This is a genomic window from Pseudocolwellia antarctica (genome assembly GCF_049933045.1).
In the GTDB taxonomy this organism is placed as follows: domain Bacteria; phylum Pseudomonadota; class Gammaproteobacteria; order Enterobacterales; family Alteromonadaceae; genus Pseudocolwellia.
This window is the reverse complement of the sequence record NZ_CP187926.1, coordinates 1,725,602-1,752,061: the sequence shown is the minus strand read 5'-3', so window position 1 is coordinate 1,752,061 and position 26,460 is coordinate 1,725,602. Positions and strand designations below refer to the sequence as shown.

Sequence of the window (26,460 nt, the reverse complement as noted above, 5' to 3'; positions counted from 1 at the left end):
TATGCTACACGTTGCTTTAACATTTTTATTTATGAAAAGGCATCTAATTAAGCCTTTTCTTAGTCGTATAAATTATCTGGTTTTTTATAAATATGTAAATCAAATCAAGCTGAATTAAGCTAAACGCTTAGCAACTATTGGATGAGCGCTTATATAATTTTGTAGTGTATTTATTTCAGCTTCACTCAAATATAAACCACGTTTACTGCGTCGCCAAATGATGTCTTCTACAGTTAACGCCCATTCATTTTCGATTAAATAATTCACTTCAATTTCATATAAATCTTTGCCAAAACACTGACCCATAGCTCCCATACTTTCAGCTTCTTTTAAAAATAGATATGTATAAGTTCCATAACTTCTAACATAACGAGTAATTAAATTCGAAGATAACCACGGGTATTTACTTTCCATCTCAGCTTGCAAAGTTCCTTTCGCTTCAAAGTTTCCACCAGGTAATGCTTTTAAGGCTGTCCACTTATCGCCAATGTTCGAGAAGTAGGGGGCTATTTTATTTACAGCGGCTTCAGACAGTTTTCTGTATGTTGTAATCTTTCCACCAAAAATAGATAAAATAGGCGCTTTATCGTCTTCATCACTTAACTCTAATGTGTAATCACGAGTTACTGCTTGGGCAGAATCAGATTCGTCATCAAGTAAAGGTCTTACGCCCGAATAGGTGGTTACAATATCTGGACGTGAAATCTTCTTCTTGAAGTAATCGTTGGTAATATTAATTAAGTAGTTAATTTCATCGTCAGATATTTCAACGTCTCTTGGATTTTCTTTATATTCAACGTCGGTTGTACCTATAAGTGAAAACTCATCTTCAAACGGAATAACAAATACAATACGTTGATCTGCGTTTTGTAGCATATAGGCTTGTTCTTCATCATGTATACGAGGAACAACGATATGACTGCCTTTAACTAAACGTACTTTCTGAGGCGATTTAATCGTAAGAGCGTCACTAAATAACTTAGCCACCCAAGGACCAGAAGCATTCACAATAGCTTTGCTTTTAACTGTTTTTTCTTCGCCAGTTAATACATCTTTCAGTACAACAACCCAAAGATCATTTTCTCTGTAAGCTTTAATGCATTGAGTACGGGTTAAAATAGCCGCGCCATTTTCTTTTGCAGACATCGCATTAAGAACAACTAAGCGAGCATCGTCTACCCAGCCATCTGAATATTCAAAACCTTTTTTAATTGAGGGTACTAAAGCACTATCTTCTAAAAACTTTATACCTTTAGAAGAAGGTAAGGTAACGCGCTTAGCTAAATTGTCGTACATGAATAGACCTATCCGGATCATCCACGAAGGTCTTAAATGTCTTTGGTGAGGTAATCGAAAAGCTAAAGGTTTAATAATATGAGGAGCATTCTTAATCAGTGTTTCGCGCTCGGCTAAAGCTTCTCTAACTAAACGAAACTCGTAATGCTCTAAGTAACGTAAACCGCCATGAATAAGTTTGCTGCTATTTGATGATGTGGCAGATGCTAAATCGTCTTGTTCACATAATAGAACATTCAAACCTCTACCTGCTGCATCAGCTGCTACACCTGTACCGTTTATACCACCGCCTATAACAACGATATCAAAGGTATTATCCATTTTGTTCACTCACTTATTTAAATGTGTTACTTAATAATTAAATCATCAAACTATCACCTAATGGCACTTAATGATTTTCGTTAGTGAGTATTTTAATGTTCGTTTATGTTCGAATGCAAGTAATAAAGAAAATAAATAATATTTAGACATAAAAAAATGCAGATAAACTGCATTAATTATAAAGAATAGCTGTGCTCTTACTGGGTTTAATTAAACAACATAAGTTTGAACATTATTAGTTTCTAAAATCTCATTCAAATCACCCGGCGGTACTTCATCTGTAAAGAAGTGATCTATTTGTGAAATATTACCTTGTTTGACCATAGCGTTTCGACCAAACTTTGAATGATCCGTCGCTAATATAACGGTCGTTGAATTTTGTATTATGGCTTGTGCAACTTTTACTTCTCTAAAATCAAACTCGAGTAAAGAACCATCATTACTGATACCACTAATCCCGATAATGCCGAAATCCATATGAAACTGACTGATGAAATCACATGTTGCTTCACCAATAATACCACCATCTTTATGGCGTACTTCACCAGCAGCAATAATCACAGTAAAGTCTTCTTTAGCTGATAGAATGGTTGCTACATGAATGTTATTCGTTACTATATTTAAGTTTGAGTGATTCAGCAGTGCTTTAGCAATAGTCTCGGTTGTCGTGCCAATGTTAATAAAAACCGATGCGCCATTAGGTATCATGGCTGCAACTTGCTTTGCTATTTTTTCTTTAGCATCAAGGTTCATTATTTTACGTGATTGATAAGAGGTATTTGCACTACTTGATGTTGCTTCAGCACCACCATGATGTCTAATGATATTTCCGTTTTCAGCAAGCTTATTCAAATCTCTTCTGATGGTTTGTGGCGTAACATCAAAGTGTTGAACTAGGGTATCTATATTTACAAACCCATTATTATGTACAAACTCAACCAGTTCAGTTTGTCGCTGATTTAAACTCATTTTAATCGCCTTAATTTGATCACTTCTAATCGACTCTTTATCATAAATAATTTATAAAATTCTTAATTAATGTATAAGCTAGTCACACGTTTAATCACTTAAATAACAAAATATTTAAACAAGTTCTTAGTCTTACTTATTTCACAATAATTATCACATATAAGGACTTTAACTCACAATTCATAAATCCTTATAAATGTTCGATATAGAAAATTAATTATTGCTTTAGCGATTTTTTATGTGCATTATCGAATAAATATAACCTATTTACTCAATAAAAGTTATCACAATGTCTAAATATATTTTATCGATAGATCAAGGAACAACCAGTTCTAGAGCCATTTTATTTACTACAAAAGGGCAAGTGTTCGCTGTTGCGCAAGCAGAGTTTGAACAGCACTTTCCAAAAAATGGTTGGGTTGAACATAAACCTGAAGATATATGGAACACAGTTGTTGAGGTTTGTCAGCGTGTATTAAGTGAAAATAACGTCGCAGCAAGTCAAGTGATAACAATAGGTATAACTAATCAGCGAGAAACTACTTTAGTTTGGAACAAAAAAACAGGCAAGGCGTTATATAACGCGATTGTTTGGCAAGACAGAAGAACTGCAGAATATTGTGATTCTATCAATAATCCTGAAACCGCAGAATTAATTAATAGCAAAACGGGATTATTATTAGATCCTTATTTTTCTGCCACTAAAATTAAATGGATTTTAGACAACGTAGAAGGTGCTAGAGAAAAAGCTGATAAAGGTGAACTCGCTTTTGGTACTGTTGATAGTTTTCTTTTATGGCACTTAACCTCAGGTGAAGTACATAGAACTGATGCTACAAATGCGTCACGTACCATGATTTTTAATATTCATACTCAAGAGTGGGATGAAGAATTACTTACGTTGTTTAATATTCCTAAATCATTATTACCAGAAGTGATGGACTCATCGTGTGAGTTCGGACTTTCTTCTCCTGAAATATTAGGACAATCCATTCCCATTCAAGGTATTGCAGGCGATCAGCAAGCGGCTTTATTTGGTCAAGCTTGTTTTGAGCAAGGCATGGCTAAAAGCACCTACGGTACTGGCTGTTTTTTAATGTTAAATACTGGTGATAAACCTTTAGTTTCCAAACATCGATTATTGACTACCGTGGCTTATAGATTAAACGGTAAACCGACCTATGCTATTGAAGGTAGCATCTTTATGGCTGGCGCTACCATACAGTGGATCCGAGATGGCTTAAAACTCATTACTAATGCGAGCGAAGCTGAAGACATTGTTGAAGGCGTACCTTTTGACCATGGTGTTGTGTTAGTACCTGCATTTACTGGTTTAGGCGCTCCTTATTGGGATCCTAATGCACGAGGTGCAATTTTGGGTTTAACACGCGATTCAGGCATTAAAGAAATAGTTACAGCAGCATTGCAGTCTGTTTGTTATCAAACGAAAGACTTACAAAAAGCCATGGAAAGTGATGGTTTACGTTTAACTAAATTACGAGTTGATGGCGGTATGGTAGCCAATAATTGGGTATTGTCTTTCTTAGCGAATATTTTAGGCGCTGAAGTTGATAGACCAGAAATTATTGAAACTACAGCTTTGGGTGTTGCTTATTTAGCTGGTTTGCAGGCTGGCGTGTTTTCTTCTACTGAAGAGTTAGCCAGTATGTGGCATTGCGAACGTAAATTTGAACCAAGTATGTTACCTAAGCAAAGAAATGATTTATATGATCATTGGTTAGCGGCAATTAAAAAAGTACAAAGCTAACAAATGAGTAAAATTATGTAGTCTCTTAAAATAGGTTAACTCATTTGTTACCTAAAATTTGAACGAAATCCTATTTTATCAAAATGAAGCATAAACAAAAAAGCCGCTTTTCATCACGAAAAGCGGCTTTTTGATATTTAATTCTTAAACTAAACTAAACTAAACTAAGTTAACTTAAATCAGTTCTATGCAAATAAAGACATTACGTCTTCTATTTTGATCATAGTTTTCTCACCAGTGATTCTGTTCTTAACTTCAAGTTCTTGGTTATCTAAATTACGTTCACCAATAACTAATAGCAAAGGAGTTCCGATTAATTCATGATCTGCGAACATTACACCAGGTCTTTCTTTTCTGTCATCAAATATAACTTCAATACCAGCTTGTTGTAGTTGTTCATACATGGCTTCAGCTGTTTCTTTAACACGGGCCGATTTTGCCATGTTCATTGGAACAATAGCCACTTGGTAAGGTGCAATAGCTGCTGGCCATTTGATACCATATTTATCGTGGTTTTGTTCAATAGCGGCAGCAACAATTCTTGAAACACCGATACCGTAACAACCCATCGTTAATGTTTTGTTTTTACCTTGCTCAGTTAAAACACCGCAGTTCATTGCTTCTGCGTATTTTTGACCTAATTGGAAAATATGACCTACTTCAATACCACGTTTGATAACAATGTTACCTGAACCACATGGGCTAGGATCACCTTCAACAACGTTACGAATGTCAGCAACAGTGTATTCTGCACAATCACGATCCCAGTTAGCACCAGTAAAGTGAACATCATTTTTGTTAGCGCCACAAACAAAGTCAGCTAAGTGAGCTGCACTACGGTCAACAATTACTTGAATGCTTAAGCCGACAGGACCAATGGAACCTGCATCACAACCAGCTGCTGCTAAGATTTGCTCATCTGAAGCAAAAGTTAGTGGAGTCGCAACTAAAGGTAAATGCTCAGCTTTAATTTCGTTTAATTGATGATCGCCTCTTAATACAAGTGCGATAACTGGAGTAGATTGACCTTTAACTTCTTCACCTAAAACAAGTAATGTTTTAGCTGTTGCTTTTACGTCAACTTTTAAGAAGTTAGCCACATCTTCAATAGACTTAACATTCGGTGTAGAAACCTCAGTTAAATCTTGTGTAGCAGCAGGGCGTTCACCTGCAGGGGCTAAAGCTTCAGCTTTTTCAATGTTAGCAGCAAATTCACTTGCGTCACTGAAAGCGATATCATCTTCACCAGAATCAGCTAAAACATGAAACTCATGTGAAGCTTCACCACCGATAGAACCTGTATCAGCAATAACAGGGCGGTAATCTAAACCTAAGCGATCGAATATTCTGCAATAAGTATCAAACATGATTTGATAAGTTTTTTCTAAACACTCATCCGTTAAATGAAAAGAGTAAGCATCTTTCATTAAAAATTCACGACCACGCATAATACCGAAGCGAGGACGTATTTCATCACGGAATTTTGATTGTATTTGGTACACGTTTAAAGGTAACTGTTTATAGCTACTAATTTCGTTAGCGACTAACTTAGTAATGACTTCTTCGTGAGTTGGGCCTAAAACAAAAGGGCGATTATGGCGATCGTTTAAGCGTAATAACTCAGGACCGTAATCATCCCAACGACCAGACTCTTCCCATAAATCAGCAGGTTGAACCATAGGCATTAATACTTCTAAAGCGCCAGCACGTTCCATTTCTTCGCGTACTATGTTTTCCACTTTTCTTAAAACTTTTAAACCAGTGGGTAGCCAAGTATATAAACCTGAAGCTAAATTACGCACTAAACCTGCACGTAACATTAATTGATGGCTGATAACTTCAGCGCTTGCTGGAGTTTCTTTCAGTGTAGAAAGTAAATATTGACTAGTACGCATGGATAAAAATTTCCGTTAAATAGACGTGTTATATCTTAATGGCGCTATTCTAGCAGGGCACTTTAGTTGGCAAAAGCTATAAATAAATTTTATTAAGGTTTTTAATATAATTACTACTGCTTACAGGGTTATATTCTGTTATTTATTACGTTACATTATTGAAAAACTAGGGGAAATAACAAGGAAAAAACTTATGACTATAGAAGTAATACAAGCGGATTATCAGAACGAGCAACACACCACTGATTTACTCTTTTTGTTAAATGATTATGCGATGGATGCTATGGGCGGCGGTGAGCCACTTTCTGAATACACGCAACAACATTTAATTGAGAGCTTAAAACAACAAAGTAATGTTTTTACGGTATTAGCTTATGTTGATGGGAAACCTGCAGGTATCGCTAATTGTGTAATCGGTTTTTCAACATTTGCCGCCAAACCTTTGGTTAACTTTCATGATGTATCGGTTGTTAAAGCTTTTAGAAGGCAAGGCATAACCAACTTACTGTTTGATAAAGTTGAACAAATAGCGAAAGACATGGGGTGTTGTAAGTTAACGTTAGAAGTACTGCAAGGTAATGCTGTGGCTAAAGCTGCTTATGCGAAAGAAGGTTTTGCGGGTTACGAGTTAGATCCTAAAATGGGACAAGCTGTTTTCTGGCAGAAGAAGCTGTAAAGTTATATTCTGGCTATTTTTAGCTAATGTTAGCGTTAAGTCAAAACAGTAACTTAACGCTAAACCCGCATCTGCATTCTAAATGTAAATTAGAATGCTTTAGCTAGAATGAAATAGGTCTTCTTTTTGCAGGCTTACCTGGTTCAGCAAAATTATCAACAAATTGTGGTGAATTCACGTTATCAGGCTTATTGTTTTGTGCCTTATTTTGAGATTTGTTTTTGGACTTAGGGTTTGAATTACCTTTAGCTTTTTTGTTTGCTTGAGGAGACGCATGCGCTTTAACAGGTTTACTTGCAGATAAATTAGAACAAACCACTTGCACTACATCACCATTAAATTCAATGACATCGTTATCGTATACTTTCTTTCTTTTTTGAAATTCAACTTCACCATTTAAATAGACGTAACCTTCGCTGATCACTATTTTAGCTTCACCACCGCCTGAAACCATATTCGCTATTTTAAGTAATTTACATAGTTCAATGGGTTGATAAGAAATAGTAACAATAGGGTATTCATCAGACATTGGATTTTCTCTAAGGTGCTAATCAGCTTGGAATAAAAAAGAGCTGTAAAATAATTGGCGCTAGTTTACCACAAAAGCCTAAAACCCATATAAATTAAGATGGGTTATATTAAGGGTGCTATTTGTATTAAAGAATATCTTGTCTAAAAATAATCATGAATGAACAATCTTATGATGTTCACTCATCATTTCTATAAATTCTTAACTCTCTAATATTCTCAGAGCAATAGCTGCAGCCGAAGTTCGGTTATCAACACCTAACTTTTTGAATATTTGTTCTAAGTGCTTATTTACAGTACGTGGACTCATTTCTAAAATTTGAGACGTTTCCCAACTGGTTTTACCGTAAGACACCCAATACAGCACTTCTGATTCACGCTTGGTAATGGGGAGTTTAGCTTTAAGATCTTCAGGTGTTTTTTGAGAACTGGTTTGAACAATTCTTAATAAATGTAAATCGTCTTGTTTACGTTCATATGAAATATTGAAAGGCGAGGTGAATGAGGTGATCATTAAATCTAGGTTGGTATCTGTATCTAACCAATCTTTTATCTCATCAGCTAATGTACTCCAAGGTGTAGGGTTCGTATCAGCAAGCGCTTCTATTATTTCGTGAACTTGTGGTGTCGCCCAAGCTAATCGACCTTGATTACTGACACAAAATACATTTTTACCAGCATGATCCAAAGCATCATGAGCACTTAAGGCAAGCTTAGCTGTGTTTACATGGGTTTTTATACGCGCAATAACTTCATCAGGCGATATAGGCTTAGTGACATAATCTACACCGCCAGCATTAAAGCCTTTTACAACATCTTCAACATCAGTTAATCCTGTCATAAAAATAATGGGTGTATGTGGCAGTATGGCCTTTAATTTTTTACAGGTTTCAAACCCGTCCATTTCAGGCATAACAGCGTCGAGCAAAATAACATCAGGTTCAACTTTCTCTACAATAGATAAAGCCTGTAAACCGTTTAATGCCACTAATGCTGTATATCCTTGTGTATTAAGGGCTACATTTAACATCCCTAACGATTCAGGAGAATCGTCTACAACTAATACCACATCGCTCATTTTATTTTTCATCGCTGCTTCTTATATGTTTGATTTACTTTGATTGATCAGTTCGTTTAAATATTGAATGATTTTTGGAAAATTACACTGTGCAACATATTCGTTCAACTGAGATTTTACATTATTAGGTAAATGAAATTCATCATCAATCTTATCCATTTGTTCTTTAAAGCCCGATAAGTAACCGATTTCAGAAATAGCGATTAAGGTTTGATAATGATCATCAGTTACCTTTGATATTGATTCTATTTCTGCCACTTTTTCAGGAATAATAGGTGCGCTATTTATATTCTCATATTGCCATTCTATATGAAGAAATTGCGCAATTTTCCCTAACAACGCATCAATGTTTACAGGCTTGGCAATATAACCGTTATGAAAACTCTTAGCTTGTAAGCTTGCTTCTGCGTCTCTAGCATTGGCTGACACCATTAAAATTGGCATTACGTAGCTCAGATCGCGTAGTTTCTCAGCCATTTGCCAACCATCCATATCAGGCATTCTTACATCTAAAAGTAATAAGTCGACCGTATTATTTTCTAAAACCTGCAAGCCAGTTTCAGCATTAGGCGCAAGTAATACTTTAAAGCCTAATGGGTTGAGAAGATCGTGCATTAATCGATGTTGATTCGGGTCATCATCTACCACTAATATAGTTTTTTCAGGTCCTGTATAAGCTACAGCTTTTGTAATGGCATATTCAGGTTCTTTAGGAGCTTCTTTTGTTTGCGACAACATTAATCGCAGAGTAAAGGTTGAACCTTGATCAATCACACTTTTTAAAGTGATTTCACCACCCATCAATTCAGCTAACGATTGAGAAATAGTTAAGCCTAAACCTGTACCACCTATGCCTTGAGTATGTGTATTTCTAATTTGCTCAAAAGGTTTAAAGACCAACTCTTGATTGGCTTGCGATATACCAACACCTGTATCGGTAATACTAAATTGAGCCACATTATTGCGGTAGGTTACATCAAAGTTCACAGAGCCTTTTTCGGTATATTTAATCGCGTTAGATATTAAGTTAATCAATATTTGTCTAAAGCGTTGTTTATCCGTGGCAACATAAGTCGGTAAGTTTTTACTGATATGATAAGTAAATGCGATGCCTTTTTGGTTGGCTTGCATTTGAAACATATTCACTAACTGCATAAGAATAGAATTAAGATTAATGTCATCATTTTGCAGCGTGATTTTACCCGCTTCAATTTTAGATATTTCTAATAAACCTTCAATTAAATCAGCTAAATGTTCACCATTCCTTTTTACTATCGACAAGGTTTCCCGCTGCCTGCTTGGTATTGCATTGTCTTGACTTAACAACTGTGCGTAACCTAAAAGTACATTTAATGGGGTTCTTAATTCGTGACTTAACCCTGCTAAGTATCGGCTTTTAGCTTCGTTAGCAGATTCAGCCACCTCTTTAGAATTTTGCAGGGCGATTGAGGTAACTTCATGGGCATCTATTTCTATTGCTAAAGCATTGGTTTGTGAACGTAACTCTTTTAACGCCGAGCGGTTTCCACTTCTAGCTAATATAAATAACCAGCTAACCACACCAATAATAATAAGTAATAAGAAGAATATTTTAATGAGCGTGCTGGCGAACACCTGTTTAATGCTGTCGTCGTCTAAAGGAACTTGTAAATAAATCAAAAATAAAATGCCAGCGCCAACAAAACTTAAACTCAATGTTACAGCAACAAATTGCATTAAAGGCGTGGTTAATCGTCTTAATAATGCCGTAGTTAAAAAGCGACTGAAAAAATGATGTGATTGTTTAGCAATAGTAGCTTTAGGTCGACACTTATCACCACACCTAACATCTAAACTGCAACATAAAGAGCAAATGGCATTTCTGTATGCAGGGCAGTAGGTCATGTCTTCTTTTTCAAATTCATTTTCACAAATATGACAAATAGTGGATTTTTTTATCTCAGGTAAGTTGTTATCAACAAGGTAGAATTGCCCCTTAGTTAAATAGCCAATTAACGGTACAAGAATAAAAGGTAAACCGAAGGCAATAAACGAAGCGAGTGCTTTAATCGTTTCACCGTACCAGCCAAAGTGAGCAGTAAAGCCAACAAAGGTGGCAATAATCATAGAGCCAACACCAACAGGGTTTATATCGTGTAAGCGCGAGCGTTTAAATTCAATACCTTTTGGGCTGATACCTAATGGTTTGTTAATAATTAAATCGGCAACAACAGAGCTCAACCAAGCTAATACCACCACAGAATAAACCGTTAACATTTTCTCAATGGTTTGATAAATACCGAGTTCCATTAATAGCAGGGCAATGCCTAAATTGAACAGCATCCAAACCACACGACCTGGATGATTATGTGTAACACGCGAGAAGAAGTTAGACCAAGCTAAACTCCCCGCATAAGCGTTAGCTACATTGATTTTTAATTGCGAGATCACCACAAAGGTACAAGCAACAATTAAGCTCACATTGGTATTGTCGAACACATAGCTAAAGGCCAAATTGTACATATGAGCTGGGTCGCCAGCTAACGCGTATTCAACACCTTGTTGTAAAGCGAAGTAAGCTAAGAATGATCCGAGTAAGAGTTTTAACCCGCCAAATATTATCCAGCCTGGACCACCAGCAACTAAAGCTAACCACCATTTCCATGGGCTCTTCTTAGGTTTTTCAGGTAAAAAACGCAGAAAATCTACTTGCTCACCAATCTGTGCAACTAAAGCCAGTAATACCGCTGATGCTGAACCAAATAACAATAAGTTGAATGATGAGCCAGTCTCGCCAGCTTTACCTGTAAATTCAAACCATCCTTGTACGTCAGTGTCAGCATGATTGAAGACAAAAAATAACGGTAAAACTTGTAATATTGCCCATATAGGCTGTGTCCATACCTGAAACTTACTAATATAAGCGATGCCATGAGTAACCAGTGGGATCACCGCCACCGCACTAATAACATAACCAATATATAAAGGCAGATCGAACAAAAGATAAAGCGCCATCGACATAACGGCAGCTTCAAGGGCGAAAAAGATAAAAGTGAAGGAGGCATATACTAAAGACGCAATAGTAGAACCAATATAACCAAAGCCTGCACCTCGGCTGAGTAAATCAATATCTACACCGTATTTAGCTGAATAGTAGCTGATCGGTAAGCCGCTAAAAAATATAACAAATACAACCGCTAAAATAGCCCATACTGAATTAACAAAACCATAGTTTAGGGTTACTGCACCACCTATGGCTTCTAATACTAAAAACGACACTATACCTAGCGCTGTTATCGCTATTTTACCTACCGAATGCTGGCGTGCACGTTTAGCGGTAAAACGTAAGGCAAAGTCTTCCATCATCTCGTTAGCAACGAGCTTATTATAGGTTCGACGTGTGGTTAGTATTTTTTGATTAGATTGCAACTTGTCTATCTTTTAAATAACTCATGGACGGCACGTTATCATCTTACACAAAAATACAATATTGATATATGCGCAGTTTTGCGTAGGTTGGGGCAGAGGAGATCTTTATTACTTTTAATGTTTATAAGAACAAACAAAATGAGTCATCTTATGAGAGGCAATGGAAAAACTATTTGATATCAATTCATCAATATAATACATCTATTCTTTTTATAACATTCCTAACTAAACCTCTATAACCAATCTAAAACTACGCAATTATGCGTATGCCTTTGCGCGCTTTTACTCATATTAACTCTTTACAAAATCCTCAATACTTATCTCATCCTCATTGGGTCAATGAATTGTGCAGTTACTGCTTATATTTTCTTTCTTAGCGGTTCATTCATTAATCAAAAGGGATAAACCAAGCGTGTTACTTGTTTAAACATAAAAACTATAGAACACGATATTGAAATACATTAAGGGACGGAAAATATGAACATTTTACAAAAGTTAACACCTATCGCTGCAACGGTTTTATTGTCATTAGGTTCAGTATCTGCGGCGCAGGCAGACGATTCAAAATATACATCAGTAATGGATAACTTAAGCATTTCAGGTTTCATTGATATGTCTTACGTATATTCAGATCCAGACGGCGGTGATTCAGTTAGCGTATCTGGTATCGACCAAGCAGAAATCGATATTACTTACGATTTTGGGAACAAGTTAACGGCAACCGTTGATATTGAATACCAGAATTCAACTGAAGGTGTAGACCTTGAGCAAGCATTCATTACTTACGCAGTATCAGACAACTTTAGTGTTAAAGCTGGTCGCTTTTTAAGTTACACCGGTTGGGAAACTGAAGAGCCTACAGGATTATTTCAATATTCAGGTGCAGGTTATGCGCCTTATTTTTATGGTTACTACCAACAAGGTATTTCAGGTTTATACAACGGCGATGGTTTTAGTGCTGCTGTTTCGTTAGTTAACGATCTTGCTGGTCCTCAGTCAGTTGATTCTGAAGAGATTGGTGTTGAAACCATGTTAGCCATCATGCCATCAGATTCTGTAACAGTTAAAGGTTTTTACTCATTCGAGAAATTAGCCGGAACAGATGAAGACACAACCTTAGTTAACTTATGGGCGAGCTATTCGTTAGACGCGTTAACTCTTGCTGCTGAATACAACATATCGGAAAACGCGCCAGCTTATGTTTGGAGTGGTGCGGGTGTTGATGCTGAAGCAAAAGGTTTCTTATTGATGGCTAATTATGGTTTTGAGAAATTTGCTTTAACCGTTCGTTACCACGATTGGGAAATTGAGAACGCTGCAGGCGCAACATTTGAAGACGCGAGCGGTATTACTATTTCTCCAAGCTTCTCAGTTAACGAAAATCTATTAATGGTTTTTGAATACCGCATGGACGAAATCAACGATGTTGATATCAATACTTTTGCTGTTGAAGCGTTAGTTACCTTTTAATTCAAACTTTGGATAAGCCCGTTTCTGACTTGGATTTTTGATTCAAATTTCTGAATTATATTTCTAAGACGGGTTTTTAAAGAACCATCTTTGTTATTTATAAATAAAACAGGACATTAAAATGAAATTGAAAAAACTTATCATCGCGAGTTCAATCGTAGCGAGTAGTTTAGTAACAAGCATCTCATATGCTGCAGACACCATCAAAGTAGGCGTACTTCATTCTTTGTCAGGCACTATGGCGATCAGTGAAACAACCCTTAAAGATACCGTATTAATGATGATCGATAAGCAAAATAAAGCCGGTGGTATTTTAGGTAAGCAACTTGAAGCCGTAGTTGTCGATCCTGCATCTAATTGGCCGCTATTTGCTGAGAAAACACGTGAACTATTAGCAAAAGAAAAAGTAGATGTTATTTTTGGTTGTTGGACATCAGTATCACGTAAGTCAGCTTTACCTGTATTAGAAGAGCTTAACGGTTTACTTTTTTATCCAGTTCAGTATGAAGGTGAAGAGTCATCTAAAAACGTTTTTTACACAGGTGCAGCGCCAAACCAACAAGCAATTCCAGCCATTGATTACTTAATGAATGACATCGGAGCTGAGCGTTGGGTTTTAGCGGGTACAGATTATGTTTACCCACGTACAACCAACAAAGTATTAAAAGCTTACTTAAAATCTAAAGGCGTTAAAGATGAAGACATTATGGTGAATTATACACCATTTGGTCATTCAGATTGGCAGAGTATAGTCGCTGAAGTTAAAAAGTTTGGTTCAACAGGTAAGAAAACAGCTGTTGTTTCAACCATTAACGGTGATGCAAACATTCCATTTTATAAAGAGTTAGGCAACCAAGGTATTTCTGCTGAAGACATTCCTGTAGTGGCATTCTCTGTAGGTGAAGAAGAGCTTTCTGGTTTTGATACTAAACCGTTAGTAGGGCATTTAGCGGCTTGGAATTACTTCCAAAGTGTTGAGTCTGATGACAATGAAACTTTTATTGCTGATTGGAAAAAATACATTGGTGATGACAAGCGTGTAACTAACGATCCTATGGAAGCGACTTATATCGGTTTCAACATGTGGGCTAAAGCAGTTGAGAAAGCTGGAACTACAGATGTTAACGCGGTTGAGCAAGCGATGATTGGTATTGCTGTTCCTAACTTAACAGGTGGTACTGCGGTAATGAACTCGAACCATCATTTATCTAAGCCAGTGTTAATTGGTGAAATTCAAGAAGACGGTCAATTTGAAGTGGTTTGGGAAACACCAGATACGGTTATTGGTGATGCTTGGTCAGACTTTTTACCTAGCTCTAAAAACTTGATTTCAGATTGGACTGCGCCAGTTAAATGCGGAAACTTTGATGTAACAACAGCAAAGTGTTCAGGTCAAAACTTCGAATAAATTATTCATCACTAAACGCTAATGGGAAGCCTAGCTTCCCATTTACTCAAAGCATTTTTTATCAACTCTAGTTATGAATAAAGAATGCTTTGAGTAAACGTTTATTCGCTTGTATTGAACCTATTTTAATTCACCACGCTTATAAACATTACACTGTTTTATTTTCATGTTAACTCTTAAGGAAAACGCAATGTTGCGCATATTTTCTATTTTGATTTGTTGTTTACTCGCTGGGCAAAGTTTTGCTAGCGAAGTTACCGCAAAAGCAAGCGACAAAGAAGTCGTTAGTGTTGAGGCTACATCAGCTAAAATACAAACAAACGAACAAGGTCAGTTAATCGCTTTGTTTAAAAAGCTTCCTAGCACTAAGCTTTCAAAAATGCCGTTGTTAATCGATCAACTTTCACAAACAAAGGCACCACAAGTTAAGCAAACTTTTAACGCTTTAATTAATGGCGACTTGTATTACCTTAAAGCTAATAAGCAAATAGTAAATGCTCAGCGTAATACAGATAACAAGTATGAGCTCATTGATGTATTAACTAATACCAAGCTTGAAGCCGTAACAAAAAGCAAAATCAGAAAAGTTAAAACCAACAATAGATTACGCGGAAAAATACGTAGTTTATTAGCGCAGTTAGATTTAACTTTCCCAGATAAAACGGTACGCATTGAAGCGGTTAAACAAATTCTAGATAAACCTAATGACATAGGTATCGAAACTATTAGAAAGCTGATCAACTCAGAGCAAGATGATGATGTTCGCGAGTTAATGTCAGTAACTTTATTGGTTCAACAGTTGTTAGAAGGTGAGCACACAGAAAAGTTAGCGGCTGTTAAACAATTAAAAACAAGTTTAGAGCCTTCGGTATTAAATGCGATGGCGACAGAACTTTCTAAAGTTGAAAAGCCAGCTTCACCAGAAGACAAAGCTTTAAAAGTCGCGCTAGAAAAAGCAATGGCAGATATCGATGGCAGAAAAGGTATTTTTGAATTTGCTGAAAATCTATTTTTTGGTATTAGCTTAGGTTCAGTATTGCTACTAGCTGCTATCGGCTTAGCTATTACCTTTGGTGTTATGGGTGTTATTAACATGGCACATGGCGAGATGATGATGCTGGGAGCTTACACCACTTATGTAATTCAACAAGCCTTTCCTCAACTTATTGAATACTCGTTGTTAATGGCGGTACCTGCTGCCTTTTTAGTGTCAGGCTTAGTAGGTGTTGCAATTGAACGTGGTGTTATTCGTCATTTAAAAGGTCGTCCGTTAGAAACACTATTAGCGACTTTTGGTATTAGTTTGATATTACAACAACTGGTAAGAACCATATTCTCTCCGTTAAACCGTCAAGTCTTAGCTCCAGAGTGGATGAGTGGTTCGTGGCAAATCAATCCTATTTTCTCGTTAACCTTTAACCGTTTATACATCATCATTTTTTCATTAATGGTTTTCGTTTCCTTGTTAATGATTTTAAAGAAAACCTCATTAGGCTTACATGTACGTGCTGTATCTCAAAACCGTGACATGGCCAGAGCATTAAGTATTAAAAGTGATTGGGTAGATGCGATTACCTTTGGTTTAGGTTCAGGTATTGCGGGTGTAGCAGGTGTGGTATTAAGCCAGTTAACTAACGTGGGCCCTAATTTAGGACAAGCGTATATTATCGATTCTTTCTTAGTGGTTGTATTTGGCGGTGTGGGTAACTTATGGGGAACCTTAGTTGCGGCGATGTCGTTAGGTGCATTTAATAAATTCTTAGAACCTGTAACAGGCTCAGTACTGGCCAATATTATTGTATTAGTTGGTTTGGTGTTGTTCATCCAGAAAAAACCTAAAGGTCTATTTCCACAAAAAGGGAGATCAACAGACTAATGACTATTTCAACAAACTCAACTCACTCAACAAATATATCGCAACAACTGGGTATAACAACAATCACAGATAAGCTAGCAAAGCTTGGTAGTTTACGTGTAGTTATTGGCTTTCTATTGATATCAGCGTTTTACGTCACTTTTTGTAATATCGCTTTTGCTGAAGGATCTTTCTTTCACGTAAGCGACTACACAGTTAGCTTATTTGGTAAATACTTATGTTATGCCTTACTCGCTCTCGCTGTAGATTTAGTATGGGGATATTGCGGAATACTTAGCTTAGGTCACGGGGCATTCTTTGCGCTAGGTGGCTACGCTATGGGTATGTACTTAATGCGTCAAATTGGCGACCGAGGTGTATACGGGAATCCAGATTTACCTGACTTTATGGTGTTTTTAAACTTAACTGAACTACCTTGGTATTGGGCGGGATCAGATAGCGTTATTTGGATGATCGCTATGGTGTTTATCGGCCCAGGTTTATTAGCTTATGTATTTGGTTCTTTAGCGTTTCGTTCTCGTGTAAGTGGTGTTTACCTATCGATTATGACGCAAGCGGTAACTTACGCGTTAATGCTGGCGTTTTTCCGTAACGAAATGGGCTTTGGTGGTAATAACGGCTTAACGGATTTTAAAGAAATACTAGGTTTCTCATTACAAGAACCATCAACCAAACTCGGTTTATTTGTTGCTACGGCGATTGCTTTAGCTATCGGTTACGCTATCAGTGATTACATTGTTAAATCTAAAATGGGTCGAGTAGTGACAGCTATTCGAGATGCAGAATCACGTGTTCGTTTCGTTGGCTTTAAACCAGAACATTACAAACTTTGGATTTATATCGTTTCAGCTATGTTAGCGGGTGTTGCTGGCGCTTTGTATGTGCCGCAAGTCGGTATTATTAATCCAGGCGAATTCTCACCACTTAATTCAATTGAAATGGTGGTATGGGTTGCAATTGGCGGTAGAGGAACATTATACGGCGCGTTAATTGGTGCAGTAGTTGTAAGTTACGCTAAAACTCGTTTTACGGCGATTATGCCAGAAGCATGGTTGTTCGCTTTAGGTGGTTTATTTGTATTAGTTACTTTGTATCTTCCAAAAGGTATTGCTGGTTTGTTACCACATTTATTAAGTAAAAAAGATAACGAAGATGATAGCGCCAACAGCAAAGGTACGGATAGTAAAAATAATAGCAGTACCGACATTGCTAAAACGGAGGTTCAATCATGATAGTCGATAAAAGTGGTTCGCCTTTATTAGCAGACGAAAACATTAAACCAGATACACGACATGGCGTTATTTTATATGTTGAAGACGTGAGTGTTAGTTTTGATGGCTTTAAAGCCCTAAACGATTTGAACCTTTACATAAACGATGGTGAATTACGTTGTTTAATTGGTGCTAACGGTGCAGGTAAAACCACCTTAATGGATGTTATTACCGGTAAAACGCGTCCTGATAAAGGTACGGTAAGTTTTGGTCAGCAAGTCGATTTATTACAATTAAGTGAAGCTGAAATCGCCAGAGCAGGTATCGGACGTAAATTTCAAAAGCCAACGGTGTTTGAAGAGTTATCTGTATTTGAAAATATCGAGTTAAGTTTAGCTGGCGACAAAGGTATTTGGACATCACTCTTTCACAAACTTAGCGGAGAGCAAAAAGACCGTATTGCTGAAATACTTTCTACCATAGGGTTAACACAAGAATGTTACTACCCAGCAGGTCGTTTATCCCACGGACAAAAACAGTGGTTAGAAATAGGCATGCTTTTAGCGGCTGAACCACGAGTATTACTTGTAGATGAACCTGTAGCAGGGATGACAGGACAAGAAACTGAACGTACAGCTGAATTGTTAACATCACTAGCAGGTAAGCATTCAGTTGTCGTGGTAGAGCATGACATGGCATTTGTTCGTTCAATCGCTAAGCAAGTTACGGTATTACATCAAGGTTCGGTATTGGCAGAAGGCACTATGTCAGAAATCCAATCAAATAAAGATGTTATTCAAGTTTACTTAGGTGAAGACGACGGTAACGCAAATGGTTCAGACGATATTGAAGTAGCAATGAATAAAGCGCAGGAGCAAACAGTATGATCGAGTTAACCTCTGTTAATCAACAATATGGCGGTACGCAAATACTGTGGGATTTAAACCTTAAAATTAAAAAAGGATCTCGCACCTGTATTATGGGTCGTAACGGCGTAGGTAAAACAACTTTACTTAAGTCTATTATGGGCTTATTGCCTATTAGTTCGGGGAGCTTGATCATCAACGATGTTGATGTGGTTAAAAAAGGCGTGGAAACACGACCTGAAATCGGGGTAGGTTATGTACCACAAGGACGTGATATTTTTCCTCAACTTACCGTGGAAGAGAACCTAAAGCTGAGCTTAAATTGTAAACGTCAAAAAAGTAAAACTATCCCTGATCATATATTTACGCTATTTCCTGTACTTAAAGAAATGTTACATCGTAGAGGTGGAGATTTATCAGGTGGTCAGCAACAACAATTAGCCATCGGTAGGGCGTTAGTACTTAACCCTGACATTTTGATCCTTGATGAGCCCAACGAAGGTATTCAACCCAATATTGTACAACTTATTCGTGATGTTCTACTTAAACTAAACAAAGAACACGGTATGACTATTGTCTTAGTTGAACAGAAATTACCTTTTGCTCGCGCAGTAGGCGAAGAATTCCATTTAATGGAAAAAGGCAATGTTATTGCGTCGGGTGAAATGGTAGAGTTAACGGATGAGTTAGTGAGTAAGTATTTATCTGTGTAACAGTATGAAAAATATGTGAATAATAAGCCTCGAATGATTATAAAAGAAACAAATAAAGTTGAACCTAGGCAATGGTTGGCTAAATTAGCGTTAACGTTTAGTCACAATGCCTACGGAACTCAACTAAAAACAACATCGCGCAAAGGACCTTTATCGGTTCAAAAAGCTTTTTACCCAGAAGGGCAAGAATGCGCCCATATATACTTGCTACATCCACCTGCAGGTATCGTCTCGGGTGACGAGCTTAATGTTGAAATAAACATTGAAGAGCAAGCTCATGTTTTAGTGACCACACCTGGTGCTAACCGCTTTTATCGTGCTCGCGAAGACTTATCAATCGGTGAAACTAAACAAACGCAAATTACTTCATTACATTTAGCTAATGAAGCTATAGTTGAAAACTTCCCACAAGAAACTATCGTATACGAAGGTGCTGACGGTTTTAATACTGTTGATGTGCATATGAGTGACAATAGTATTTACTTTGGTTGGGATATTACGTGTTTAGGTTTACCGAGTTCAGATCAATATTTCAATAAAGGCCAATACACTCAGCTTAACCGTTTGTATTGTGGTGATACGCTTATTTATCACGACCGTATAGAAATCTCACCTAAGAACCAGTTACTTCATCATATGGCTGGTTTAGCTAGTAACCCCGTATTTGGTACATTCCTAGTTTATGCGCCTTTACAATTAAACGAGCTAAAACAACGTAAACAAATTATTGAAGCATTGCGTGACATTATTGATATTGAAAATGCCCAAGAGTTGATTAGTATTACCGATATTAGAGGTTTGTTTGTTATTCGATATTTAGGCGAGCAAGCGCATCAATGTAAACACTTATTTATAAAGTTATGGCAGCATTTACGTCCTCTTATTATCGAGGCGTCAGCCATTGAACCTAGAATTTGGCATACTTAATTTTTATAAGATCAGCTTTACTGACCTTGTAACTTACTTTTATTAAAAAGCCTATTAAAGTCTAAGAGAAACATATGGATTTATTACCTAGAGAAAAAGACAAACTACTTTTATTTACCGCAGCGTTATTAGCCGAACGTCGTTTAAATCGTGGCGTTAAGCTCAACTATCCTGAATCAATGGCGTATATTTCTATGGAAATTATGGAAGGCGCACGTGATGGTAAAACTGTTGCACAAATGATGGATTACGGCAGAACACTACTAAGTCGCGATCAAGTAATGGAAGGTATTCCTGAGCTTTTATCTGAAGTACAAGTAGAAGCAACGTTTCCTGATGGAACTAAGCTTGTAACGGTTCATAACCCTATCGTGTAAAGGAGCATCAAATGTCTTCATCTTCACCTATCAATACATCAGGCAGATTAATTCCTGGCGAAATAAAAACAGATAGCGGTAATCGCGAGCTTAATGTGGGTCGCGAACAACTTAAAGTGACTGTTGCCAATTCAGGCGATCGTCCTATTCAAATAGGATCTCACTATCACTTTTATGAAGTGAATCCAGCGTTAACGTTTGACCGTGAACTAACTAAAGGCTATCGCCTCGATATTACTTCAGGCACCGCAGTACGTTTTGAACCAGGACAAGAGCGCGAAGTCACCTTAATCGCTTATCGTGGTAAACGCAGAGTATTTGGCTTTAGAGCTGAAGTGCAGGGAGATTTATAAAATGGCAACTATTGATAAACATTCATATGCTCACATGTTTGGTCCAACCGTTGGTGACCGAGTTCGTTTAGCCGATACTGACTTGTGGCTAGAAGTTGAAAAAGATTACACCGAATACGGTGAAGAAGTTAAATTTGGTGGTGGTAAGGTTATTCGAGATGGAATGGGACAAAGCCAAGCGTCTTGTTACGAAACAGTCGATCTTGTTATTACCAACGCACTGATTGTTGATCATTGGGGCATAGTTAAAGCTGATGTGGGCGTTAAAGATGGTCGTATTGCCATCATTGGTAAAGCGGGCAATCCAGACATTCAAGACAATATTGATATTGAAGTAGGTCCTGGCACTGAAGTTATTGCTGGCGAAGGTCAAATATTAACAGCTGGCGGCATAGACGCGCATATTCATTTCATTTGTCCGCAACAAATTGATGAAGCCTTAATGTCTGGCGTAACCACTATGATAGGCGGTGGGACAGGGCCTGCAACAGGTACAAACGCAACAACGTGTACACCAGGTCCTTGGTATATTCATAAAATGCTACAAGCAACAAACGACTTTCCCATGAACTTTGGCTTCTTAGGTAAAGGGAACGCAAGTTTACCGCTAGCCATTGAAGAGCAAATTGAAGCAGGCGTATGTGGTTTAAAACTTCATGAAGATTGGGGCACAACACCAGCCGCTATTGATAACTGTTTAACGGTTGCAGAAAGATACGATGTGCAAGTGGCTATTCATACCGACACCTTAAACGAATCAGGCTTTGTAGAAGACACTATCGGCGCTTTCAAAGGCAGAACCATTCACACTTATCACACAGAAGGTGCTGGCGGTGGACATTCCCCCGACATTATTAAAGCTTGTGGTGAACCGAATGTTTTACCGTCTTCAACCAATCCAACGCGTCCGTACACTATCAACACCATAGATGAACATTTAGATATGCTCATGGTATGCCATCATCTAGATCCTAATATTCCAGAAGATGTTGCCTTTGCTGATTCGCGTATTCGTAAAGAAAGTATTGCCGCAGAAGATGTAATGCATGACTTAGGCGCTATCAGTATGATTTCGTCAGACTCGCAAGCCATGGGGCGTGTTGGTGAAATGATCACACGTACTTGGCAAACAGCCCATAAAAATAAGCAACAACGTGGACCTTTAGCACCCGATACTGAGCGTAACGATAACTTCCGTATCAAGCGTTACATCGCTAAATACACCATTAACCCTGCAATAAGCCATGGTGTTAGCCATGAAGTAGGATCGATCGAAGTAGGTAAGCTAGCCGATATCGTATTATGGAAACCTGCATTTTTTGGTATCAAACCCGCAATGATCATCAAGTCAGGTTTTATTGCTGCAGCGCCAATGGGAGATGCTAATGCATCAATTCCTACACCGCAGCCCGTGTATTACCGTCCTATGTTTGGTTCGTATGGTTTAGCGACAGCTAAGATATCGATGACCTTTTTATCGCAAGCAGCGGTAGATAAAGGTGTACCTGAAAAAGTAGGTATGACACGTATGGTTGGGGTTTGTAAGAATACTCGAAATATTGGTAAAGACGATATGATTCATAATAGCTGGCAGCCAAAGATAGAAGTAGATGCACAGACTTATGAGGTGAGGGCGAATGGGGAATTATTAACATGCGAACCGGCATCTATATTGCCTCTAGCCCAACGTTATACGCTGTTTTAAAAATGGATCCTATTTTTGATTATTACGGTATTGTCATCGTCTTTAATATTAGTCACATAGGTAAACTATGCTCCCAACATTAAAAACTCGACGGCTTTGTAATAATCAAAACTAGTTACCATTGGTGAAGGAAAGTTAATAGAGGCATTGTTATCGTTTTTAACTAGCGAAGCGTAAATCTCGGGGGCTTGCCCCCGTGCTGGATAGTGTATACTGGGGGGACCCCAGTAAATGCTATTCTTCATATGGAACTTCAAAGAAATACACATCATGTCTTTAGATTAATGTACCACTTTGTGTGGATACCAAAGTATCGACACAAAGTCTTCATTGAACCCTATCGTTCAACAATGAAAGCAATTATTCAAAAAGTAGGATATGACTACGATATTGATATCGTAGAGTTAGAAATTCCGAGTGACCATATTCATATGGTTATTAGAGGGATCCCTAAACAGTCGCCAAGCGATGTTATGCAAATAATTAAAAGTATAACTGCTCGTGAGTTTTTTAGAATTTATCCTGAAATTAAAAAGCAGTATTTCTGGGGCGGTAAATTATGGACACAAAGCTTTTTTGTTGAAACGATTGGTAACGCAACAGAAGAAGTTATCAGGAAATATGTTCAAGAACAGTTAATCGAATTAGATGGTAAAGAAATTAATAGCGATCAACTGAACTTGTTTTGAAACTCGGTCGCTTGCGGCCGAGAATTTTATAATAATAAAACTCTTTGCCATTGGTTAGTACAAAAGAAAAGCTTAGTTAGAAATAAATTAGGAATGTAGATGTTACAAGTATATGAAAGACTCGATCACACGCACGATGAAATTTCTGATTCCATCACCTTAGATCAAGACACGCGAAAAAAAGCGCGCATTAAAGGTGTAACTGATAAAGGTCAGGATGTTGGGATTTTTGTTGAACGTGGTCATCCATTATTGATCGGTCAGGTACTCAAAACTGAGTGCGGTTTATTGATTGAAGTGAAGGGTGAAGCGGAAGAAGTTTCCACTGCTGTTGCAACAGATTGGTTGTCATTTTGTAAGGTGTGTTATCACTTAGGAAATCGTCATACGTCTTTGCAAATCGGTGAGCTTTGGGTGCGATTTAAACCTGACTATGTGTTGGAAGAATTAGCTGAAAATTATGGTTTGAAGATAAACCGTACTCCAGCAGTTTTTGAACCTGAAAGTGGTGCTTATGGTAAGAGTGGAGGTCATTCTCATGGACATTCACATAGCCATTCTCATGGTGATTCTGATGCTCACTCTCATGAACATTAGATTTGTTGTTATATGTTTAACTTCTATTTAAATATAATAAAATCAACGTGTAGTAAGGGGAGTGCGTTTTGATAAATCATAACGCGTTACAATTTAATCGGCTATTACAACTGTGTAGTGCTAACTTGCCTGTCGGTGGATTCTCATTTTCACAAGGTTTAGAGTATGCCGTTGAAATGGGCTGGATTAGTGATTCGGATTCAACCTTAAACTGGGTTGAGTTGAATTTATCTCAGTCAATTGCCCGTACAGATTTAGCAATAATTAAGCGTCAATATAAAGCCCTTTTAAATAATGATACCTCAGCTTTTATTACATGGAATCAGCACCTAATTGCCTGTCGAGAAAGTAACGAATTACACCTTGCTGATGTGGCAATGGGTAAAGCACTTATTCGATTATTAAAGCAATTAGATTCACCCGAAATTCAGCAAGGTTTAGAACAATACCAAGCCTTAATTGATGCTGAAAATATTGGTAGTGATATTAGTTTTGTCAGTGCCTTTGTTTTAATTGGTTCGTTATTTAAATTAGATTTAATGCTGATCCAAAGTGGTTATTGTTGGACGTATATTGATAACCAAGTTGCAGCGGCAACCAAGCTTGTTCCTTTAGGTCAAACTCAGGCACAGAATTTATTATTCAACATCACCGAAAAAGTAGAAGCGTCTATTCAGCTCGCCAATAGTTTGCAAGATGAAGAGATTGGCGCAAGTTTACCGCGTTTAGCTATGGCAAGTGCATGGCATGAAACGCAATACACCCGATTATTTAGATCTTAGTTCGTCTTCACTAAAGGCTTGCTGAGATTGAGTGAAATAAACAAGAGTTTAAAAAGAGAATATTATGAAAAAGAAACAAGTATTACGTATTGGCGTTGGCGGACCTGTTGGTTCAGGTAAAACAGCTTTATTAAGAGAGCTATGTATCGCACTGCGCGACAAATACGATATGGCAGTAGTGACTAACGATATATACACACGTGAAGATGCTGAGTTTTTAACGCGTAATAATGCTCTAGCTGAAGATCGCATTATGGGCGTTGAAACCGGCGGTTGCCCTCATACGGCTATCCGTGAAGATGCTTCGATGAACTTAGCGGCAATAGACGATTTACATGCGTTACACCCGAACTTAGATTTTGTTCTTGTTGAGAGTGGTGGTGATAACTTAAGTGCAACCTTTAGTCCTGAGCTTTCAGATCTAACGTTATATGTTATCGATGTTTCTGCGGGTGATAAAATTCCGCGTAAAGGTGGTCCAGGTATAACTAAGTCCGATCTTCTTATCATTAATAAAATAGATGTGGCAGAGCTTGTTGGTGCATCTTTAGAAGTTATGGATCGTGATACTAAGAAAATGCGCGGCGACAGACCATTTGTTTTTAGCAACATGAAAACCAAACAGGGCTTACAAGACATTATCGACTTTATTGAAAGTGAAGGTATGTTGAAGATATAAAGTGGCTTTATCTGTATTTGATACGAGTCTACATCAATTTTTGAGTTAATTTAGTAAAGGAAATATAAATGAAAACTATGATGATTTTTTTAAGCGTACTTATCACAATGTTTACAAGTACATCAGCATTCGCACATACAGATCACGGATTAGGTGAGGGGTTGTTACATGCTACTTTTCACATTGTATTTTGGTTCATTGTGTTTGCTGTAATTTATAAAGCAACTATGTGGTATAGATCTAAAAATAAGAAATAACCATTAATGAATTAAGTTATTTTATTTGATAATGCTGTTTATTGAATATTAGTAACTAAGTTATCGTAATAAGAGAGCTTTTTAGCTCTCTTATTTTGTTATACATTTCTGCTTTATACAGATGAAACTTCAATTGATTCTTATACCAAACGGATTAATTTATTGAGCAACTTAGAGCTACATTAGCAAGCTTAGAACAAGCAAAATTGATTAAACATAGTTATTCTATATTTTTTTAATTTTGTGATGTTATCAGTTTGCTAATGAGCTCCCGAAGGGCGGGAATTTAAAGGCTCATATGCCGCGTTATTGATTTTGACAAGGTTCCTACATGGATGTAGGACATTAGGGTAACGCAGGAGCAGTTACCGAGAATAACCATTCTCTTTAATCAATGCCTCACCTACATGGATGTAGGTGCTTAGGTTCAGTATGGAACTATGAACCTGTGCCTCTAAGCCTTAAATTGTCGCTAAGTGAGCAATAAATAAATCCGTTTGGTATTATATATTTTAGCGTACTAAATATACTAATTTACTCATGTATATTGCATACAATAAATATAGTCTAAAAAGTTGATTTAAGCTTACCTCAAATGTAAATAAGATGTT

At 37.3% G+C, this 26,460-nt stretch carries 23 protein-coding genes; 17 read left to right on the top strand and 6 right to left on the bottom strand.

What is annotated here, in order from left to right; translation table 11 throughout:
* Nucleotides 1–114 precede the first annotated feature (114 nt).
* Nucleotides 115–1,617, bottom strand: a complete 1,503-nt coding sequence (gene glpD / locus ACPUVN_RS07680) for a glycerol-3-phosphate dehydrogenase (RefSeq protein WP_426370373.1) — start codon at nt 1,615–1,617, stop codon at nt 115–117.
* 210 nt (nt 1,618–1,827) lie between these two features.
* The gene (locus ACPUVN_RS07675; RefSeq protein WP_426357178.1) at nt 1,828–2,586 is read right to left on the bottom strand and encodes a DeoR/GlpR family transcriptional regulator; all 759 of its coding nucleotides are present in this window, start codon (nt 2,584–2,586) and stop codon (nt 1,828–1,830) included.
* 289 nt (nt 2,587–2,875) lie between these two features.
* On the opposite strand from ACPUVN_RS07675, the gene glpK reads away from it, so the two are divergent.
* Nucleotides 2,876–4,354, top strand: a complete 1,479-nt coding sequence (gene glpK, locus ACPUVN_RS07670) for a glycerol kinase GlpK (protein WP_426370372.1) — start codon at nt 2,876–2,878, stop codon at nt 4,352–4,354.
* A gap of 185 nt (nt 4,355–4,539) precedes the next feature.
* On the opposite strand, the gene ACPUVN_RS07665 is transcribed toward glpK, so the two are convergent.
* On the bottom strand, nt 4,540–6,249 hold the full coding sequence (locus ACPUVN_RS07665; RefSeq protein WP_426357180.1) for a proline--tRNA ligase: 1,710 nt from the start codon (nt 6,247–6,249) through the stop codon (nt 4,540–4,542).
* 193 nt (nt 6,250–6,442) lie between these two features.
* On the opposite strand from ACPUVN_RS07665, the gene ACPUVN_RS07660 reads away from it, so the two are divergent.
* Nucleotides 6,443–6,925, top strand: coding sequence for a GNAT family N-acetyltransferase (locus tag ACPUVN_RS07660; protein ID WP_426357181.1), 483 nt, complete (start codon nt 6,443–6,445; stop codon nt 6,923–6,925).
* A 103-nt stretch (nt 6,926–7,028) separates the two neighbouring features.
* On the opposite strand, the gene ACPUVN_RS07655 is transcribed toward ACPUVN_RS07660, so the two are convergent.
* From ACPUVN_RS07655 to ACPUVN_RS07645, 3 genes are all read right to left on the bottom strand, one after another.
* Nucleotides 7,029–7,454 (bottom strand): RNA-binding S4 domain-containing protein, encoded by a 426-nt coding sequence (locus tag ACPUVN_RS07655; RefSeq protein ID WP_426370371.1) that lies wholly within the window; start codon nt 7,452–7,454, stop codon nt 7,029–7,031.
* Between the two features lie 201 nt (nt 7,455–7,655).
* Entirely contained in the window at nt 7,656–8,543 is an 888-nt protein-coding gene (locus tag ACPUVN_RS07650) for a response regulator (protein ID WP_426357183.1), read from the bottom strand.
* A 9-nt stretch (nt 8,544–8,552) separates the two neighbouring features.
* Nucleotides 8,553–11,939 (bottom strand): ATP-binding protein, encoded by a 3,387-nt coding sequence (locus ACPUVN_RS07645; protein WP_426357184.1) that lies wholly within the window; start codon nt 11,937–11,939, stop codon nt 8,553–8,555.
* A 477-nt stretch (nt 11,940–12,416) separates the two neighbouring features.
* On the opposite strand from ACPUVN_RS07645, the gene ACPUVN_RS07640 reads away from it, so the two are divergent.
* From ACPUVN_RS07640 to ACPUVN_RS07570, 15 genes are all read left to right on the top strand, one after another.
* Nucleotides 12,417–13,409 carry an outer membrane beta-barrel protein gene (locus ACPUVN_RS07640; protein WP_426357185.1) on the top strand — a complete coding sequence of 331 codons (993 nt, stop codon included), beginning with the start codon at nt 12,417–12,419 and terminating at the stop codon, nt 13,407–13,409.
* 121 nt (nt 13,410–13,530) lie between these two features.
* A complete protein-coding gene (gene urtA, locus ACPUVN_RS07635; RefSeq protein ID WP_426357186.1) occupies nt 13,531–14,817 on the top strand; it encodes an urea ABC transporter substrate-binding protein in 1,287 nt (428 codons plus the stop codon).
* 190 nt (nt 14,818–15,007) lie between these two features.
* The gene (gene urtB / locus ACPUVN_RS07630) at nt 15,008–16,693 is read left to right on the top strand and encodes an urea ABC transporter permease subunit UrtB (RefSeq protein WP_426357187.1); all 1,686 of its coding nucleotides are present in this window, start codon (nt 15,008–15,010) and stop codon (nt 16,691–16,693) included.
* Nucleotides 16,693–17,925, top strand: a complete 1,233-nt coding sequence (gene urtC, locus ACPUVN_RS07625; RefSeq protein WP_426357188.1) for an urea ABC transporter permease subunit UrtC — start codon at nt 16,693–16,695, stop codon at nt 17,923–17,925. Before urtB ends, urtC begins: the two co-directional genes overlap by 1 nt.
* Entirely contained in the window at nt 17,922–18,791 is an 870-nt protein-coding gene (gene urtD, locus ACPUVN_RS07620; RefSeq protein WP_426357189.1) for an urea ABC transporter ATP-binding protein UrtD, read from the top strand. The genes urtC and urtD overlap by 4 nt, the downstream gene beginning before the upstream one ends.
* Nucleotides 18,788–19,483, top strand: coding sequence for an urea ABC transporter ATP-binding subunit UrtE (gene urtE, locus ACPUVN_RS07615; protein WP_426357190.1), 696 nt, complete (start codon nt 18,788–18,790; stop codon nt 19,481–19,483). Before urtD ends, urtE begins: the two co-directional genes overlap by 4 nt.
* A 15-nt stretch (nt 19,484–19,498) precedes the next feature.
* Nucleotides 19,499–20,410: an urease accessory protein UreD gene (locus ACPUVN_RS07610; protein ID WP_426357191.1), complete on the top strand. Its 912-nt coding sequence runs from the start codon at nt 19,499–19,501 to the stop codon at nt 20,408–20,410.
* A 74-nt stretch (nt 20,411–20,484) separates the two neighbouring features.
* Complete coding sequence (gene ureA, locus ACPUVN_RS07605) at nt 20,485–20,787, top strand: urease subunit gamma (RefSeq protein ID WP_426357192.1); 303 nt, start codon at nt 20,485–20,487, stop codon at nt 20,785–20,787.
* Between the two features lie 11 nt (nt 20,788–20,798).
* A complete protein-coding gene (locus tag ACPUVN_RS07600) occupies nt 20,799–21,140 on the top strand; it encodes an urease subunit beta (RefSeq protein ID WP_304368448.1) in 342 nt (113 codons plus the stop codon).
* A 1-nt stretch (nt 21,141) separates the two neighbouring features.
* On the top strand, nt 21,142–22,845 hold the full coding sequence (gene ureC / locus ACPUVN_RS07595; protein WP_426357193.1) for an urease subunit alpha: 1,704 nt from the start codon (nt 21,142–21,144) through the stop codon (nt 22,843–22,845).
* Between the two features lie 245 nt (nt 22,846–23,090).
* Nucleotides 23,091–23,534, top strand: coding sequence for an IS200/IS605 family transposase (tnpA, locus tag ACPUVN_RS07590; RefSeq protein ID WP_426357338.1), 444 nt, complete (start codon nt 23,091–23,093; stop codon nt 23,532–23,534).
* Between the two features lie 99 nt (nt 23,535–23,633).
* Nucleotides 23,634–24,131: an urease accessory protein UreE gene (ureE, locus tag ACPUVN_RS07585; protein WP_426370370.1), complete on the top strand. Its 498-nt coding sequence runs from the start codon at nt 23,634–23,636 to the stop codon at nt 24,129–24,131.
* A 68-nt stretch (nt 24,132–24,199) separates the two neighbouring features.
* The gene (locus ACPUVN_RS07580) at nt 24,200–24,913 is read left to right on the top strand and encodes an urease accessory protein UreF (protein WP_426370369.1); all 714 of its coding nucleotides are present in this window, start codon (nt 24,200–24,202) and stop codon (nt 24,911–24,913) included.
* A gap of 64 nt (nt 24,914–24,977) precedes the next feature.
* Nucleotides 24,978–25,592 carry an urease accessory protein UreG gene (gene ureG, locus ACPUVN_RS07575; RefSeq protein WP_426357196.1) on the top strand — a complete coding sequence of 205 codons (615 nt, stop codon included), beginning with the start codon at nt 24,978–24,980 and terminating at the stop codon, nt 25,590–25,592.
* A 68-nt stretch (nt 25,593–25,660) separates the two neighbouring features.
* Entirely contained in the window at nt 25,661–25,849 is a 189-nt protein-coding gene (locus ACPUVN_RS07570) for a hypothetical protein (RefSeq protein WP_426370368.1), read from the top strand.
* The last annotated feature ends 611 nt before the right edge of the window (nt 25,850–26,460 follow it).

Excerpts from the sequence above, each read along its gene's own strand:
- glpD (WP_426370373.1), bottom strand. The coding sequence starts at position 1,617 with ATGGATAATACCTTTGATATCGTTGTTATAGGCGGTGGTATAAACGGT.
- ACPUVN_RS07675 (WP_426357178.1), bottom strand. The coding sequence starts at position 2,586 with ATGAGTTTAAATCAGCGACAAACTGAACTGGTTGAGTTTGTACATAAT.
- glpK (WP_426370372.1), top strand. The coding sequence starts at position 2,876 with ATGTCTAAATATATTTTATCGATAGATCAAGGAACAACCAGTTCTAGA.
- ACPUVN_RS07665 (WP_426357180.1), bottom strand. The coding sequence starts at position 6,249 with ATGCGTACTAGTCAATATTTACTTTCTACACTGAAAGAAACTCCAGCA.
- ACPUVN_RS07660 (WP_426357181.1), top strand. The coding sequence starts at position 6,443 with ATGACTATAGAAGTAATACAAGCGGATTATCAGAACGAGCAACACACC.
- ACPUVN_RS07655 (WP_426370371.1), bottom strand. The coding sequence starts at position 7,454 with ATGTCTGATGAATACCCTATTGTTACTATTTCTTATCAACCCATTGAA.
- ACPUVN_RS07650 (WP_426357183.1), bottom strand. The coding sequence starts at position 8,543 with ATGAAAAATAAAATGAGCGATGTGGTATTAGTTGTAGACGATTCTCCT.
- ACPUVN_RS07640 (WP_426357185.1), top strand. The coding sequence starts at position 12,417 with ATGAACATTTTACAAAAGTTAACACCTATCGCTGCAACGGTTTTATTG.
- urtA (WP_426357186.1), top strand. The coding sequence starts at position 13,531 with ATGAAATTGAAAAAACTTATCATCGCGAGTTCAATCGTAGCGAGTAGT.
- urtB (WP_426357187.1), top strand. The coding sequence starts at position 15,008 with ATGTTGCGCATATTTTCTATTTTGATTTGTTGTTTACTCGCTGGGCAA.
- urtC (WP_426357188.1), top strand. The coding sequence starts at position 16,693 with ATGACTATTTCAACAAACTCAACTCACTCAACAAATATATCGCAACAA.
- urtD (WP_426357189.1), top strand. The coding sequence starts at position 17,922 with ATGATAGTCGATAAAAGTGGTTCGCCTTTATTAGCAGACGAAAACATT.
- urtE (WP_426357190.1), top strand. The coding sequence starts at position 18,788 with ATGATCGAGTTAACCTCTGTTAATCAACAATATGGCGGTACGCAAATA.
- ureA (WP_426357192.1), top strand. The coding sequence starts at position 20,485 with ATGGATTTATTACCTAGAGAAAAAGACAAACTACTTTTATTTACCGCA.
- ACPUVN_RS07600 (WP_304368448.1), top strand. The coding sequence starts at position 20,799 with ATGTCTTCATCTTCACCTATCAATACATCAGGCAGATTAATTCCTGGC.
- ureC (WP_426357193.1), top strand. The coding sequence starts at position 21,142 with ATGGCAACTATTGATAAACATTCATATGCTCACATGTTTGGTCCAACC.
- tnpA (WP_426357338.1), top strand. The coding sequence starts at position 23,091 with ATGGAACTTCAAAGAAATACACATCATGTCTTTAGATTAATGTACCAC.
- ureE (WP_426370370.1), top strand. The coding sequence starts at position 23,634 with ATGTTACAAGTATATGAAAGACTCGATCACACGCACGATGAAATTTCT.
- ureG (WP_426357196.1), top strand. The coding sequence starts at position 24,978 with ATGAAAAAGAAACAAGTATTACGTATTGGCGTTGGCGGACCTGTTGGT.
- ACPUVN_RS07570 (WP_426370368.1), top strand. The coding sequence starts at position 25,661 with ATGAAAACTATGATGATTTTTTTAAGCGTACTTATCACAATGTTTACA.